The sequence below is a fragment of the Kosmotoga sp. DU53 genome (genome assembly GCF_001639905.1).
GTDB classification, from domain to species: domain Bacteria; phylum Thermotogota; class Thermotogae; order Petrotogales; family Kosmotogaceae; genus Kosmotoga; species Kosmotoga olearia.
In genome coordinates this window covers 1-15,677 of the sequence record NZ_JGCK01000045.1, presented here as the reverse complement: position 1 = coordinate 15,677, position 15,677 = coordinate 1, and the positions used below count along the sequence as shown (strand labels likewise).

General features: G+C 40.3%; 15 protein-coding genes. 14 read left to right on the top strand and 1 reads right to left on the bottom strand.

Annotated features, from left to right (window positions below; translation table 11 throughout):
- Positions 1–8: 8 nt before the first annotated feature.
- The 14 genes from DU53_RS06365 (at position 9) to DU53_RS06300 (ending at position 14,464) form a co-directional block, all read left to right on the top strand.
- Complete coding sequence (locus DU53_RS06365; RefSeq protein WP_161484764.1) at positions 9–2,969, top strand: family 10 glycosylhydrolase; 2,961 nt, start codon at positions 9–11, stop codon at positions 2,967–2,969.
- Positions 2,970–2,993: 24 nt separating this feature from the next.
- A complete protein-coding gene (locus DU53_RS06360; RefSeq protein WP_015868534.1) occupies positions 2,994–4,493 on the top strand; it encodes a DUF4127 family protein in 1,500 nt (499 codons plus the stop codon).
- Positions 4,490–5,380, top strand: coding sequence for an ROK family protein (locus DU53_RS06355; protein ID WP_015868533.1), 891 nt, complete (start codon positions 4,490–4,492; stop codon positions 5,378–5,380). The genes DU53_RS06360 and DU53_RS06355 overlap by 4 nt, the downstream gene beginning before the upstream one ends.
- A gap of 21 nt (positions 5,381–5,401) precedes the next feature.
- The gene (locus DU53_RS06350; protein WP_063728092.1) at positions 5,402–6,784 is read left to right on the top strand and encodes a beta-N-acetylglucosaminidase domain-containing protein; all 1,383 of its coding nucleotides are present in this window, start codon (positions 5,402–5,404) and stop codon (positions 6,782–6,784) included.
- A gap of 304 nt (positions 6,785–7,088) precedes the next feature.
- Positions 7,089–7,661: a sulfurtransferase TusA family protein gene (locus DU53_RS11935; protein ID WP_161484763.1), complete on the top strand. Its 573-nt coding sequence runs from the start codon at positions 7,089–7,091 to the stop codon at positions 7,659–7,661.
- 173 nt (positions 7,662–7,834) lie between these two features.
- Positions 7,835–8,848 (top strand): YeeE/YedE family protein, encoded by a 1,014-nt coding sequence (locus DU53_RS06340; RefSeq protein ID WP_201030014.1) that lies wholly within the window; start codon positions 7,835–7,837, stop codon positions 8,846–8,848.
- A gap of 29 nt (positions 8,849–8,877) precedes the next feature.
- Positions 8,878–9,348 (top strand): rhodanese-like domain-containing protein, encoded by a 471-nt coding sequence (locus DU53_RS06335; RefSeq protein ID WP_201030013.1) that lies wholly within the window; start codon positions 8,878–8,880, stop codon positions 9,346–9,348.
- A 55-nt stretch (positions 9,349–9,403) separates the two neighbouring features.
- On the top strand, positions 9,404–9,643 hold the full coding sequence (locus DU53_RS06330; protein ID WP_063728091.1) for a sulfurtransferase TusA family protein: 240 nt from the start codon (positions 9,404–9,406) through the stop codon (positions 9,641–9,643).
- A gap of 236 nt (positions 9,644–9,879) precedes the next feature.
- Complete coding sequence (locus DU53_RS06325) at positions 9,880–10,233, top strand: DsrE/DsrF/TusD sulfur relay family protein (protein ID WP_063728089.1); 354 nt, start codon at positions 9,880–9,882, stop codon at positions 10,231–10,233.
- A 10-nt stretch (positions 10,234–10,243) separates the two neighbouring features.
- Complete coding sequence (locus DU53_RS06320) at positions 10,244–10,594, top strand: hypothetical protein (RefSeq protein ID WP_063728087.1); 351 nt, start codon at positions 10,244–10,246, stop codon at positions 10,592–10,594.
- A 10-nt stretch (positions 10,595–10,604) separates the two neighbouring features.
- Positions 10,605–10,886: a sulfurtransferase complex subunit TusB gene (gene tusB / locus DU53_RS06315; protein WP_063728085.1), complete on the top strand. Its 282-nt coding sequence runs from the start codon at positions 10,605–10,607 to the stop codon at positions 10,884–10,886.
- A 19-nt stretch (positions 10,887–10,905) separates the two neighbouring features.
- A complete protein-coding gene (locus DU53_RS06310; RefSeq protein ID WP_063728083.1) occupies positions 10,906–11,250 on the top strand; it encodes a glycine cleavage system protein H in 345 nt (114 codons plus the stop codon).
- A gap of 19 nt (positions 11,251–11,269) precedes the next feature.
- Positions 11,270–12,625 carry a dihydrolipoyl dehydrogenase gene (gene lpdA / locus DU53_RS06305; RefSeq protein ID WP_063728105.1) on the top strand — a complete coding sequence of 452 codons (1,356 nt, stop codon included), beginning with the start codon at positions 11,270–11,272 and terminating at the stop codon, positions 12,623–12,625.
- A 21-nt stretch (positions 12,626–12,646) separates the two neighbouring features.
- Positions 12,647–14,464: a S9 family peptidase gene (locus DU53_RS06300; RefSeq protein ID WP_063728082.1), complete on the top strand. Its 1,818-nt coding sequence runs from the start codon at positions 12,647–12,649 to the stop codon at positions 14,462–14,464.
- Between the two features lie 705 nt (positions 14,465–15,169).
- Here the strand turns inward: DU53_RS06300 and DU53_RS06290 are convergent.
- Positions 15,170–15,677 (bottom strand): DDE-type integrase/transposase/recombinase (locus DU53_RS06290; RefSeq protein WP_153020831.1); only part of this gene is annotated, 508 nt, incomplete at its 5' end.

Here is a 15,677-nt window from a genome sequence, read left to right as displayed (position 1 = left end):
TGATGGTGATGAAGAGATATTTTCTGCTTGTAGTTGTATTGGTGATTTCTGTTCTTGCTTACAGCAATATTGCTGTCTTTGTCTCTAAGACAACGGAAAATTTCTATGGCAGGGCCGCTTACATGGACATTCTCAACGGGACATTCGCTGCCCTTGATAAAGGCATGATACCTTACAAAATCATCACAACCGACGAAATTCTGTCAGGTGTCCCTGAAGATATCAGTCTTTTGATAATACCCTCTAACGCTGCCATAACTGATGATGAAGCTGCTGTTCTTGACAAGTTTTTGTTAAGAGGTGGAAGAGTTGTCGCTGGCTATGAGGCTACTTTACGCTATCCTAACTTCAATCTGAGACCAAATTATACTCTGGGCAACTACCTTGGAATAAAAAGTCCGCAATGGGCTAGAGGAGAATACAAATACATGAAACTCACTGAAGAAGGCAAAAAGTTTTTTGGAAACAATGTACCAGAGTATATAAAGATGCCACGCGGATTTACCTTTATCTTCGATCTGGATGGTGCTAAACCACTCGCTGTATGGACAAAGGATACGGAAGGTACACCAACTTCAAGCAAAAAAAATTGCGCGATTGCGATGACGGAATCAGGAATCTTTTTTGGAGAGAATATTTTTCTTATTGCAGAAGCCAGTGATGAGCTAACAACCATCTTTAACACTGCCGTTAGAAAACTTGCCGAACTCCCACCCGCAGATATTAACGTGACAAAAATAAAGCTACAAAAACTCAAAGAGAAGCTCTTAACGGTCCAGCAATCTCTTTATCTTCTGGAAGAAGCGATGAAATCCAAAGATTTTGAATCTATGAAATTGAAGTTATCGCAGATAGAAAAGCGTATCGAAACACTTAGCCTAAACGAAAATACAGTTTTAGAGCAAATTGAAGAATTGGGCAGAGAACTAACCACTTTTTCCTATTCACTGTTACCTTCACGCGTAGTACAAACAAGAGCAATCTGGCTTGATCATGGTGCGATGGCAGCTACAGGCGGACCGGAAAACCTAAGAAAAACGATAGAAAAGCTCGCACATCTTGGCTTTAACGTCTTGCTTCCTGAAGTAATCTGGAAGGGAACCACTATTTCTCCCAAACTAACTGTTTATCCACAAAACGAAGAGTTCAAAGATTGGGAAGAAGACCCTCTTGAGATCATAATAGAAGAAGCTCACAAATACGACATGGAGGTACATGCGTGGACCTGGACTTTTGCAGTAGGTTATCTAGGAGAATCAAATGAGCTGATGAATAAAAACCCGCATCTTGTTGAAAAAGACAGATTTGGTAGAACTTTCGCTGAAGGTGATAATGTGAAAAGAGCGGGCTTTTTCTCTCATTCTAATCCCAAAGCCCGTGAGCTAATCAAAAGTGCCATAAAAGAAGTCGTTGAGAAATACCCTGAAATAGATGGTATAAACCTCGATTACATACGCTACGAAAACAGTGATATTATAGACCACGGTTACGATGATTATTCTGTCAAAGCTTTCAAAGAGGAAACAGGAATAGATCCTTTCAAGATTGAGAAATACACAAAAGAAGAGGTTTTGTGGCATCTCTGGAGAGAGAATCAGGTAACTTCCTTTGTAAAAGAAATCTCCGAAGAATTGAAAGCCATAAAGCCAACTATAATAATCAGCGCCGATGTTATAAATTTACCAACAGGAGCACAGCATAAATTCAAGCAGAATTGGGTCCTCTGGGCAAAAAATGGTTATGTCGACGCGCTTTTTCCAATGGCTTACACCCCTTCTTCTGATGACCTTAGAATAATGATTGAAGCAGAAAAAAGCGCTGTCAGTGGAAAGGTTTTCCTCTATCCTGGTATGTCATTATTTGTAAATAGGGATACAGAAAGTGTCTTAAAGCAGCTGAAAATACTCTCTGAGGAACTTGATGGTCTGTCTATGTTTGCGCTTTCCTATATTGATGATTTTGACAATACAATTCTCTCAAAAGGCCTTTTCAGGAAAAAAGCTGTTCCTGCACATTCGGAACCCGTAAAGATAATTCCTGCTTACTACGAAGAACTGAAGAACTTAACAGAAATATGGCTGGAAAAGGGTTCAATTACCAGAGAAGAAATTAGTTGGTTTAACAATTGGTTTGAAGCTATTCTGGAAATGGCGAAAAATGACGAAAAACTTGACGATATCTGGAACGCTGTTATAAAAATGAAGCGAGAGGTTTCTTCCAATATAAAAGATATGACAAATGCCAGAGTCATAATTGATACACTTTACAGTATAACCGATACTTTCAGACCCAGGTGGTACATTCAGAGTAGAAAGGGTAAAAAACCCTACAAAGCCGTCAAACCAGAGCAAATGATAGTTGTTGAAAAGCCCATTCCTATTCCAAGAATGGAAATATTTAAGACAGATATTGCCCCCAAAATCGATGGTAATGCCAACGACATCGCCTGGACTCACGCTTCCTGGAGCAGTTCTTTTGTTACCTACGACCATGGAAAGGAAGTAATGAATAAGACATACGTTAAGCTGGTTTATGATGATAAATACCTGTATGTACTGTATAAAGCCGAAGAATCCGATATCAGTGGAATGCAAATAGTCTCAGGCAAAAGAGACACTAGAGTATATTTGGGCGACTCTGTTGAGTGTTTCGTGTGGCCTGATGAAAAGAATAAAGTTTACTACCATTTCGTTATTTCTGCTGATGGCACGGTTTACGATGAGATAGGATTCGACAGTAAATGGAATGGTTATATCAAGGCAGCCTCAAAGGTTTACGAAGATCACTGGATTGTTGAAATAAAGCTTGATCTTGAGGAATTAGGAATAGATCCTTCCAGTAACCGCCCTTTTAGAATGAATTTCAATAGAAGTCGCTGGAGAGGTAAAACTCCGCTGTACACTGGTTGGAGCTGTACTTATGGTTCATTCCATACACTTGATAGATTCGGTTATGTTATTTTCAAATGAGTAAAGGATTGAGGTGTACGTACTGTGAGAATAATTTTCATACCGGTTGATGAACGATTTTGTACACGGGACTATTTCCTACTACTGGCTGAGACCTTCAACATAGAGGTTGTGACACCTCCAATAGAAATGCTTGGAAGGAAGAAAATTCCCGCAGATATAGACGCAATATGGCACTGGCTGGAAACAGAGACAAAAGATGACGATCTACTCATCATTTCACTCGACATGATTTTATATGGGGGATTGATTCCTTCTCGCATAAGTATCGATTCCATTGAAACAATACGAAAGCGTCTGAGTAAACTGAAGAACATTAAACAACCGAACAATAAAATCTATCTGTCTGCTACTGTAACAAGAATACCAGCCTACAACTATGCAGACGAAGAACCAGATTACTGGGACTATTTTGGAGTGAAAATCTACGAGTATTCGAAGAAGATTGTACAATTTAAACGTGGAATTTTGTCGGCAGAAGATCTTAAGAAGGCTAAGGCCACTCTTCCAACCTGGATTTTAAAAGACTTTTTATGGCGTAGAGAAAGAAACTTCAACATTCTAAAGCTCACAATAAAGCTACTCAGTGAAAATTCTATAGATTTCTTGAATTTGGTGTTGGATGATAATGCACCAGGTAGTTTGTCCGTATTTGAAGCGGAACGTCATGCCAATTACGTCAAAAAACTTGGAGTCGTAGATCGTATCTCAATCCATCCTGGTGCTGATGAGTCGCTTTTAACCCTGCTTGCCAGGGCTATGGTTGAACATGTCGATTACCATCCAAAAATTCGAATCTTTTACTCGCAACCAGAGTTTGTTGATCTAATACCACCATATGAAGGCACCCCAGTTAAAGAAAGTGTACCTGTTCACCTAGAAACCTGCGGTGCAACAGTGGTGCCTAACAATGAAGATGGGCTTCTAATCGTTCATAACCCCAATGACAGACGTGAAAGCGAACAGCAGGTACAAGCGAACGAATCTGTTTATCAGAGAATTGTTGAGGTACTTACAAGAAGAGAGATATCTGGCATATGCGACATCGCCTTCGCTAATGGGGCAGATAATAAATTGGTAGAAAGCATTCTCAATCCAAGATTTGATTGGTCAAAGATTATCTATGCTGCCTGGAACACAGCCGGGAACACTATAGGAACGGTTTGTAGTTCACTTGTTCTCAGGATTCTCGCAGAAAAAGGGTTCATCACTCTTGATTTAGACAAGTTATATGAGCTCAATGCGATTTTCTTGCTGGAACATTGGGGTTATCAAGCCAATGTAAGAAAAATTCTCAGGGATGTTGAAGCCCCAAAAAGAGGTGGCGATCTTTTCACCGTCATACCTCTGGAAGGGTGGGCAACAAAATACGTAAAAGAAAAATTAAACCCTTTTAAAGAAAGAATTGAAAAGACTTTTGGCCGGATTTATGATTATCTAGACCCTTTCTTTCCCTGGCATCGGCCGTTTGAAATAGGCTTTTTAAGAAACTCAGAGGAAAGTGCAAATGGAGGCAGGAAATGAAAGCACTTGGAATCGATATAGGTGGTACTACAATTAAAGCAGGTATTATCGATGAAACTGGTAATTTACTTTTAAGAAAGATTGTCCCTACAAATCGATCTCTAATGGAACAGTTGAAAGAAATTATCAGGACTCTCATGAAAAATGGGAACATTAGCTGTATTGGAATCGGTTCTGCAGGGAGAATAGATCCGCAAACTGGTCATGTCAGATTTGCTACCACGAATCTTTCCAATTGGTCTGATGTCCCTCTGAAAACGGTTATCGAAGATTCATTCCACCTTCCAACTGTTGTCATCAATGATGCAAATGCTGCCGCTTTTGGCGAGTGGTTCCTTCATTATAGAGATACATCTTCCCTTGTTCTGCTGACGATCGGAACAGGACTTGGTGGCGGAATCGTGATAAATGGGCGGCTTGTTGAGGGAGAAAGAGGAGAAGCTGGAGAGATCGGCCACGTAATCCTTCACAGTGATGGAAAACAATGCAATTGCGGTAAAAAGGGTTGCGCTGAACAATATATTTCTATGCGTATAATCCACGAAAAAGTTGCTTCCAGTAAAGGGAAAAGTTTAGACCGCTTCGAGCTTATAAAAGCTTTCAACGAAAAAGATCCGGAAGTCATTAAAGCTGTCGAAGAAGTCTGTTCCGATTTGGCCCAGGTCGTCGATTGGATATTCAATTTCATCGATCCTGAAAACGTCATAGTGGGTGGAGGAATTGCTGAACTTGGAGAAGATTTCTTGAAAATATTACGCTCTAAACTTGCTCCTTACGCTAAACATTCTTTATATGAACCATCTAACATCAAACTTGCAAAAACTGGCAACGATGCGGGTATAATAGGTGCAGCACTCTACAGTATGTATAAAAACGCAAAAATTTGAATGTGAGGGGAAAGATAGGAAATGAATGCTTTCAAAATTCGCGGTGTTGTCGAAGGGTTCTATGGAAAGCCCTGGTCTATGGAAGACAGAATGGAAATGATTCCTTTCCTGGGGAATCATGGTTATAACCTCTATATTTACGCTCCAAAGGATGATTCGTTTCACAGGTACAGATGGCGTGAAACTTATTCATATTCTTTTATGAAAGATTTTGAGAAGCTTGTCAAAACAGGTGAGAAAAGTGGTGTTGAGGTTGCTTTCGCCATCAGTCCTGGTCTTTCGCTTGTTCACAGTGATCCCGAAGAATTGAGAACCATAGTTGAAAAGTACCTGAGCTTCGTAAAAACTGGCGTCAGGAGTTTTTGCCTTTTTTATGACGATATTCCGCCAAGTCTCGCACCTGAAGATGCAGAAAAATTCGGCGATCTAGCCGAAGCCCAGATATATTTTGCGAATTTGGTCTATGAGGAACTTAAAAAGAAGGTTGAAAATCTCCTATTCATAGTTTGTCCAACCGAATATTGCACAAACTACGATACCCTATACCTACGAAAATACGGTGAAAAACTTAACCCGGAAATACATATCTTTTGGACCGGGCCCGAATGTTGTTCGAAGGTCATCCCTGAAAGTGACGCGATAATGATATCTAAAACCATCAAACGCAAACCTCTGTACTGGGATAACTATCCGGTAAATGATTCCTACATGGTCCCGGAACTCCATATCGGTCCTTATACCGGGAGAGCCCCTGAACTCGTGAATTATTCAGCCGGGATACTCCTGAATCCGATGAATCTGCCGGAAGCTTCTAAGGTGGTTCTCGCTACGGCCTCCAGATTTTTATTGGATCCATACAATTACAATGCTGAGAAAGCGTGGGAAGAAGCTCTAGAAGAAATCTTCGGTGAGGCTCACGAAGAAGCGAAGCACTTCGCTCTCTGCAATCTAACCAGTCCTTTACATCCTGAAGAGCCTGAAATAACGAAAGAAATCGTTGAAAAATTCCATGGTCTATTCAAAATAGGAAAATTTGATGAGGCAATGGAACACTTAAAAAACGAAGCTGAAAAATTCATAAAAAATGCAGAGAAACTCAGGGAAAATATTTCCAGGAAGATGTTGCGGGATATAGAGCCCTGGCTGAAAGAATATGAAGCATGGGGAAAAATACTTGTATTTATCGTAAAAGTGCTCGAGGTTCGAAAGGTCCTTCACACTGAAAAGTTCAAAAAAGAAGATCTTTACAAGATTAAAGAAGCTATTCTCGCTCTCCAAAAGCATCTATCTGAACTCGCGGGACAGAATACCCTGTGCTGCGGCAGCGCTCTGCGAGATTTCGCTATGGAAGTGCTTATAAGAACAAAAGGAATCCTGACACTCTTTGACTACACGACACCTTAGAGTTTTTGATATATCGCCAACCTCCCTAGTCAGTCTACAAAAAACGCCTCCCTTTGAGGTAGGTTTTTTGATTTCAAGCTCAAAACTTCTCCAAATTACTATTCGGAAAAGCTAAACTATCGAAACAAAAAAATTTTAATTTTTATCTACTGTTTTCTCTTAACAAAATACCCATCGATTCCTAACCGTTTGCCGAATTAACCAAAATGCAATATTTACGCAAATATCAAGAAACCAAAAACGTATATAACTTTTTTAGAGTGAATATGTGAAAAAAATAACAAACTATGAAGAGGGGTCTCAATTGAAAAAAAGAGAAAAAATAGTAGATCTTTTTAAGCTTCTTTCCAATCAAAATCGAATAGAGATACTCGTCCTTCTAAAGGATCGGTGTAAAAGCACCAAAGATATTTCCGAACGTCTTGGACTGGATCACTCAACGGTTTTCAGACATCTCAAATCCCTGGAAAAATTTGGGCTCGTAAAAGAAATAAGGGACGAAAAAGGGATGAAATTTTACGATCTGGCTTCCACTGATATCTACAGGTTTTTAGAACTTTCCACCTCCATTTTGAAAGGCATTAATGCAGATATTCCCACCTTTGAAATGGAAGCAAAGATCTTCCCCGAAAACTCAACCTCTGGTATATCACTTGACCTTAGAGGGTTTATATGTCCTATTCCAGATCTCGAAGTGGAAAAGGCTCTAAATAACGCAAAAAACGGCGAGATTTTAGATATTTTGGTAGATTATCCGCTTTCCAAGGAAAGAATAGTTTCAAACTCAATAAGAAGCGGAAATGAAGTCCTTTCAGTAAGAATGATCGGAAACAGTGTGTGGCGCATTTTGATAAGGAAAGGAAAATCAGGTACCTGATATTTTTCCAGTACTTATGGTCATTGAAAATCTGGATATGAAAGTGGTTCTGCCAATTTTGTCAAAGTACATAGAGCTAAAATATTTGTTTATTCGTGAGTGTTTTACATATAAATTATGAAATCCTGTGTCAGCACGGAAGATACTGAGAAAAATGGCGGAGGTGAGAAACCGTGATTTTCGATTATCTTTACACCTATGAAGTTTTCTTCGGCTTACTAACAGGTGTATTCTTCGGGTATGTGCTTCAAAGGGGAAGATTGTGTTTCAATTCTGCAATAAGAGATACAAAGTTTTTCGGTGATAACTTCTTGATGAAGGCAGTAGCCCTTGCGCTGGGACTTAACGCAGTGATATTCACTTTGATGGCAAACCTGGATCTAATAAAACTCAATCCGTTACCCTTTGCACCCCTGGGAAACATAATAGGCGGAACACTTTTCGGACTGGGAATGGCTCTTGCCGGTGGATGCGCGAGTGGTGTAACCTACAGAGCTGGTGAAGGAATGACAACTGCATGGTTTGCTGCAATATTCTACGGCCTTTTTGCCTCTGCTTCCAAATTTAGCTTCCTCAAACCCTTTGTGAGTGTTTTGAGAGGACCGGTGTATACAGTCGAAGGCGATGGTGTGTTTTATGTTTCCCAGGAAACCGGCCCCACCGTTGCTAACGTCTTGAATATAAACCCGTGGATTCCCACGATCATTTTCTTCGGGATAATACTTTGGTACGTATTCGGAACAAAAACATCGGAAAGGCCCGATTCCCCATGGAGTTGGAAGAAGATCGCTATAATGGCGGCGATAGTATCCGCTATAGGATACTTTACGAAACAAACGTACGGGCTTGGAATAACCGGAGGATGGGTAAGTCTACTTAACTTCGTCGTTGCTGGAAAATATATAGGATGGTCTGGAATATTTATTCTTGGAATAATTCTCGGCGCAATGATAACCGCAATTCTGAATAAAGAATTCAAGATAAGAATGCCAAGAAGACCGGGAGTTTATGTTCAGGTTATTGCAGGTGGAGCTCTTATGGGAATCGGAGCAGTAACTGCAGGCGGTTGTAATATAGGACATTTCCTTACAGGTGTTCCCCATCTGGCATTTGGATCATTACTTACAACCGCGTTTTTCTTCGTGGGAAACTGGTTGGGATACTATCTCTTATACGGTAGAAAATAAACCCAAAACCTTGTGGGAGGTGAGTTCGCATGAAAATTAAAAAAGCGTTCGGTATGTTATTAGTCCTGGTTCTAGCAACAATGGTCCTTATATCTGCTGACAAAGCTTACAAAACCGTTGCAGATCTTCTCACAGATGCCAGGAGTACCGTTAAGGAAATAACAGTAGAAGAAGCTTACGATCTTTACAGAAAGAAAGCCTCTGACATTGTATTCCTCGATGTAAGGGAAGCAGAGGAGGTTGAAGCAGGACACATTCCGGGAGCAACCTGGATTCCAAGAGGATTGATTGAGTTCAAAATTGAGAAAATGTTCCCGGACAGAAACGCTCAGGTCTTTGTAGTCTATTGTAAAAGCGGAGGAAGATCCTTGCTGGCCGCAAAGACTCTCCAGGAAATGGGATACGAGGTTATGAGTGTTAAAGGCGGTTTTACGGCTTGGAAAACGAAGAGATTCCCAATTAGAAGAGGCTTGCCATCTACCAGTGGTGGAGGATGTTGAGGTGGGACTATCGTCCCACCCCTTTTAAAATAAAAATCGTTTAGGAGGTGAAATTATGGCAGATATTAAAGTTGACAAAACACTAGATGTTAGGGGAGAAGTATGCCCTGTTCCAGATGTCGAGACTAAGAGAGCTTTAAAAACAATGAAATCCGGTGAGATTTTGGAAGTTCTAATAGATTATCCCCTTTCAAAAGAAAGAATACCTGCTACCGTGCAAAAGGAAGGAAACGAAGTCATAGCTATCGAGGAAATCGGCACCAGTGAATGGAAAATTCTTATAAGAAAAAAATGATGCTCACCGGGATTCTGTTCCGTTTTTTGAGGCTTTATCTCATAAATGTTTGCCGGGAATCCTTGGTATTCCAATGGAATGATCATAGAAATACCTGCACTATTACGATTAAAAAAGACATATATTGTTGAGTCAGAAAGTTTCTAATTGGATGAGAAGCGATTTCCCGGCATTTTTCTTGATAATCATAAGGAGTCAGAGAGGCTGTTCCTTTTTGTCAGGAGGTGAATCCGAACATGAAGATAACCATTCAAGTGATGATAAACCCGTATACTTATCAAGACGTCGATACCGCTATCAAAATAGCCGAAGCTGCTCTAAGAAAAGGACACCAAGTAGCGGTATTCCTATTTTGCGATAGTGTTCTCGCTATAAACACAGCTGTAAAACCAATTCGTACGGATAGAAATATCCCGGAGCTAATGAAATCACTAATTGAAAAAGGTGCAGAAGTTCATATCTGCGGCATCTGTTTCCAATACAGAGGACTGAGTCAGGAAAATATTGTCCCCGGTGCAATGCTCAGTGGGCTTCCTGAGCTCGCTTCTCTCATCTATGAAAGCAACCGATTCATCAACCTGATGGCGTGAGGTGATTACCATGAAAAAAGTATTATTCGTTTCCTATCTCCCGGCTCCTGGTTCGATATTCGTAAACGAGGCTTTTAGAACCGCTTTCGGAATGTATGGCGAAGACATAGAACCATCGATCCTTCTTATGAGAGATTCTGTAGTGGCCTTGAACAAAGATTACGCCCCTGAAAAACTCGGCTTACTTCCAATAAAGATTGTCCATAGGTACATAAAGAGATACGGAACCAAAGTCTATGCGGTGGAGAAAGATATATTAGACAGGAAAGTAGAAGTTGGAGAAGAATGGGAAATTGAGCTCATTTCCGAAGAAAAGCTTCCAGATTTTATGAAAGACTTTGATTTCGTCATATTCATGTGAGGTGATCGAAATGGCAATGATATTGGTTAAGTATTCCCAAGGAAATCCCATCTCAAAAGATGTCCTTAATCTTGCACAACCAAATGATGAGGTTGTCTTAATCCAGGATGGGGTTCTTTATGCCCTTGGAGATCCGAAAATAGATGAGTTGAAAAGTAAAGGTGTTAAGATCTACGCTTTAAAAGAAGATTTCGAAGTCAGAGGGTATAAAGAAGACAGTTCCGTTGTCCAGCTTATAACCTACGACGATCTCATAGAAGTCATTGAAAGAAATGAGAAATCCATAGGATAGATGAATAGGGGTGTTTGGTATGAGAAAATACACAAAAGAAAATCTCTGGATCGAGATAATGGAGAAAGAAGCTACAATCGGTGTAACCTCAGAGTTAATCGAAGAATCAGGAGATGTGACTTACGTTCAGCTACCTGAAATCGGAACAGAGGTCAAAAGAGAAGACTCGCTTTTTAGACTTGAAACCGCAAAATCGGTTGTTGACGTTAATTCCCCACTCACCGGAAAAGTTATTGAAATCAATTCAAAGGTAGATGAAGACCCAGATATCATTAACACCGATCCAGAAAACGAAGGTTGGCTTGTAAAGCTGGAAATACTCGTTCCTTCGGAAATAAATGATTTGCTGGACGAAAAGCCGTGAAAATGAGGTGATTTGGATGATATACGATGCGATCGTTATAGGTGCCGGACCAGCTGGATATGTCTCTGCCATAAAAATGGCACATCTTGGATTAAAAGTCGCGGTTATCGAGAAAGAATACGCTGGTGGTACCTGCGCAAACAAAGGATGTATTCCAACAAAAGCACTTCTATCGGCTTCGCATCTTTACCACGATATCAAATCAAAAGCAAAGCAATTCGGAATAGAGGTTGAAGGACTGTCTTTAAATTTCGAAAAGATCAAAAAACATATGGAGAAAAGCGTCTTAAGTTCAAGAAAGGGCGTTGAATATTTATTCAAAAAGAATAAAATAGATTACATTAAAGGAGAAGCAAAACTTGAAAATCCGAATAAGGTAAGAATAAACGATAAAATTCTGGAAGGGAGAAACATAGTTTTAGCCACAGGATCTGTCCCTTCGATTTTTCCACCTTTTAGCGATGTACCAGGTATCTGGACAAGCGATGACTTTTTCAAAATGGAAAAGCTTCCGGAATCTGTTGTGATAGTTGGTGGCGGTGTTATAGGGATAGAAATGGCAACGTTTTTATCATTTCTCGGCATTCCGGTTTTTATCGTTGAGCTCATGGAACATATTCTACCAACAGAGGACGCAGACGTTGCAAATGTTGTAAAGAAATCCTTAAAGATTCTCGGGGCAAAGATTTTTGAATCTTCAAAGGTCATAGGGCTTGACAAATCAGGAATAGGGTTTAAAGTAACTATAGAATCTCCCAATGAACGCTTCGAGATCGAAGCAGAAAAGGTTCTCATAGCAATTGGGAGAAAACCTCTTATTAATGATGATATAAAATCTTTAGGTATAAAAGTTGAAAGAGGAATAGTTACAGATGAAAATCTCAGAACGAATATAGAGAATATCTATGCAATAGGAGATGTACGCGGAAAAATTATGCTTGCTCATGCCGGATTCCATGAAGGGGTAGTTGCAGCCAAAAATATAGCGAGAATTGACGCAAAGGTAGATCTTTCAGCTGTTCCATCGGTAATATTCTCGTATCCGGAAGTAACGTCGGTTGGGTTGAGGGAAAAAGATGCGGACCCATCCAAAATAAAAGTTTCAAAGTTCCCTGTTTCTGCTAATGGAAGGGCAAATACAATGGCAGAAAGAAATGGATTTGCGAAAGTGATATCCGATAAAGAAAGCGGAAAAGTACTTGGGGTTAGTGTGGTTGGCCCCATGGCAACAGAACTCATAATGGAAGGAGTAATAGCAGTAAAGGAAGGACTAAGCATTGAAAAGATAGCCGAAACTATCCATCCACATCCAACACTTTCAGAGATACTTCTCGGAGCATTCGAAGAAGCCGAAGGAAAAGCTATACATCTCTGAATAGAACAAAGGGAGAGCATCATGAAAAAACAGGTAAAAAAATACACAATCCATCAATTTATGAAGAACATAACTATTATCGGTACCGCTTTATCGTCAGATGGAAGAAAGATCCTTTTTTCCAGCGATGAAAGTGGAATATTCAACGCACACGAAATTGATCTGGAAACGGGTAAAGCATCCAAACTTACAGATTCTCAGGATAGCGTTTTCATCGTAGGATATCTTCCAGAAGGTAATGGATTTTTGTTTGAAAAAGATAACGGCGGAAACGAGATTTCCCATATTTATCTTAAAGATGCCGATGGAAATGAAAAGGATCTAACTCCAGATGAAAAAGCGAAAGCTATGTTCCACAGCTGGAGCGATGACGGCAAGGGATTTTATTTTCTTTCAAATAAAAGGGATCCTAAATATTTCGATGTTTACTATATGGATATTAAAGAATTCGAGGCAAATCTGATTTTTGAGAATAACGAAGGGTTTAACCCCGGGCCAGTATCTCCCAATGGGAGGTTTATCGCTCTTTCAAAAACAGTTACGATGAACGATGTTGAAATGTACATAAAAGATCTTAAGACCGGTGAGCTGACACATATAACACCCCATGAAGGTGAAGTATTCTACGACCCCGTGAGTTTTTCTAGGGATTCAAAGATTCTATACTTCATTACGGATGAGGATAGGGAATTCAAGTACCTAAAAAAGTACAATTTGAGTTCCGGGACAAGTGAACCCTTCAAAGTCTTCGCATGGGACATAGTCTTTGCTAAATTTTCAAAAAACAACAGATTCTTAGCGCTGGCAATAAACAACGATGCACAGATAGAACTCAAGATCTACGATCTTAAAAAAGATATTGAAATCGACTTGCCGGAATTACCGAAAGGCGTTGTCTCTGATTTTGACTTTTCCCGGGATGAGAGGTTCCTTGCGTTGGTAGCAGACGCATCGAACTCCCCGAGAAATCTTTTCCTTCTGGATTTCCAGACAGGCGAAATCAAAAAACTCACGGATTCACTCAATCCAGAAATAGATCCAGAAGATCTCGTAGAGGCAGAGGTTGTAAGATTCAAATCCTTTGATGGATTGGAAATACCGGGAATCCTTTACAAACCGAAAGGGCTTAAAAAAGGTGAAAAAGTCCCTGCACTTGTTTACGTTCACGGTGGTCCCGGCGGGCAAACGATTCTAAGTTATTCACCGATGTTTCAATATCTTGTGAATCACGGTTATGCCATATTTGCTGTAAACAACCGCGGAAGCAGCGGTTATGGAAAAACTTTCTTCATGGCCGCTGATCATAGGCACGGAGAACTCGACCTGGCAGATTGCGTCGAGGCTAAACGCTTTCTGGAAACACTGGATTTTATCGATGGAACAAAGATAGGAATAATCGGTGCCAGCTACGGCGGTTACATGGTTCTGGCCGCCCTCGCTTTCAAACCAGAAGTTTTTAAGGTCGGTATCGACATTTTCGGTGTTTCCAACTGGTTGCGCACGCTGAAAGAGATTCCACCATGGTGGGGAGCTATGAAAGATGCTCTTTACAGGAAAATTGGTGACCCATACAAGGAAGAGGAATATTTAAGAAGCATTTCACCTCTCTTCCATGCAGAAAAGATTGTCAAACCACTGCTCGTCCTTCAGGGAGCTAACGATCCCAGAGTCCTGAAAATAGAGTCAGATGAAATCGTTGAAAAGGTCAAGGACAATGGTGTTCCCGTGGAATACATCGTATTCGAAGATGAAGGTCACGGATTCACGAAGAAGGCTAATCAATTAAAAGCCTACGAAAAAATTCTGGAATTCCTTGATAAACACCTCGCAACTGCCTGAACATATGTATAAGCATACGTATTTCAATACTTTTCAGAAATGGATTTCCTCTTTTTTTGCAATTTTGGAAATGGGTTTCCGGTTCGACACTTCGCGTCGGGGGTAAGCACGACTACGCCATGGGTACGACCGGCTGCGCCGGTGGTGCGAACTCCTTCAGAGTTGCTACAAACTGCTTCGCAGCGATAAAAACCGTTGTAGTACCATCTTCTCACAAAACAGTCATTCTGGAGATGTTCCATCCAGAATCTTGTTTTCAGGACCAGATCCTGAATCAAGTTCAGGATGACAAACCAGATTAGTGAAACTGTGATGAATCGCTGTTTCCACCGTAGGGGCAGAACATGTTCTGCCCTGATATATCACGAAACAAAGGGCACAGCATGCTGTATAAAAATCAAGAGTCGAGAACCCGAGAAGACGAGAATATAAAATCGTTCTTGGTCGTACGTTGTGCGTTGTATGTCTCTTTTTCTAAATCCTAGATCTGTTCTTTATCTAAACTCCAATCTCCAACATCCAATCTCGCTCTTTTGTTTTTTCAGCCGCAGGCGCATATCAACTGCGAAGCAGTTCTTTCGCCTTCTCGGACTCTCGGATTCTTATCAGGAGTTCGGATCAATCCCAAAGGAATTCGTACCCGCTGCAAAGCAGCCCTTTCGCTTTCGGCTTGACCCCCAAATATTGGACAAAAACAGACCAACATCAAGGATTTACGTACACAGGCTCGTTTTTGCTGGAGAATTCAGTATAGTATCTTGGTGTTTGGTATTTCAATGACCCATGAGGTCTCAGGTTGTTGTAAAAAGACAGATATACCTTTAGTTTTTCACACAAGTCTTCAAGATTTTTGAATTCGTTGTTTCTTACAAATTCCCTTTTCAAAGAAGAGAATGACGATTCAATAAATGCTTGCGAATCCGGATTCCTTACTATTCCAAATTCATGGATTATATTTTCTTCATTCATGTATATTCCCGTATCTAATGCTTTAAATTGGCTTCCGTTATCCGTTCTTATTATTTGTGGTTTTGCTCTTTTTGTGATCGCTATTTTCATTAATTGAATGAAATGTTCCTTTTTGCAGCTTTTACCTACATATGTTCCCACTATGCTTCTGTCATACACGTCTATTATGTTCAGTATCGCTGCATTCCCATCTTCACGTGTTTTTACGAATGTTATATCCGCTTCCCACAATTGGTTCGCTTTT

What these genes read in the sequence shown, in the direction of transcription:
- DU53_RS06350 (WP_063728092.1), top strand. Translation starts at nt 5,402, where the DNA reads ATGAATGCTTTCAAAATTCGCGGTGTTGTCGAAGGGTTCTATGGAAAG.
- DU53_RS06335 (WP_201030013.1), top strand. Translation starts at nt 8,878, where the DNA reads ATGAAAATTAAAAAAGCGTTCGGTATGTTATTAGTCCTGGTTCTAGCA.
- DU53_RS06365 (WP_161484764.1), top strand. Translation starts at nt 9, where the DNA reads ATGAAGAGATATTTTCTGCTTGTAGTTGTATTGGTGATTTCTGTTCTT.
- DU53_RS06300 (WP_063728082.1), top strand. Translation starts at nt 12,647, where the DNA reads ATGAAAAAACAGGTAAAAAAATACACAATCCATCAATTTATGAAGAAC.
- DU53_RS06310 (WP_063728083.1), top strand. Translation starts at nt 10,906, where the DNA reads ATGAGAAAATACACAAAAGAAAATCTCTGGATCGAGATAATGGAGAAA.
- DU53_RS06355 (WP_015868533.1), top strand. Translation starts at nt 4,490, where the DNA reads ATGAAAGCACTTGGAATCGATATAGGTGGTACTACAATTAAAGCAGGT.
- DU53_RS06330 (WP_063728091.1), top strand. Translation starts at nt 9,404, where the DNA reads ATGGCAGATATTAAAGTTGACAAAACACTAGATGTTAGGGGAGAAGTA.
- tusB (WP_063728085.1), top strand. Translation starts at nt 10,605, where the DNA reads ATGGCAATGATATTGGTTAAGTATTCCCAAGGAAATCCCATCTCAAAA.
- DU53_RS06325 (WP_063728089.1), top strand. Translation starts at nt 9,880, where the DNA reads ATGAAGATAACCATTCAAGTGATGATAAACCCGTATACTTATCAAGAC.
- DU53_RS06320 (WP_063728087.1), top strand. Translation starts at nt 10,244, where the DNA reads ATGAAAAAAGTATTATTCGTTTCCTATCTCCCGGCTCCTGGTTCGATA.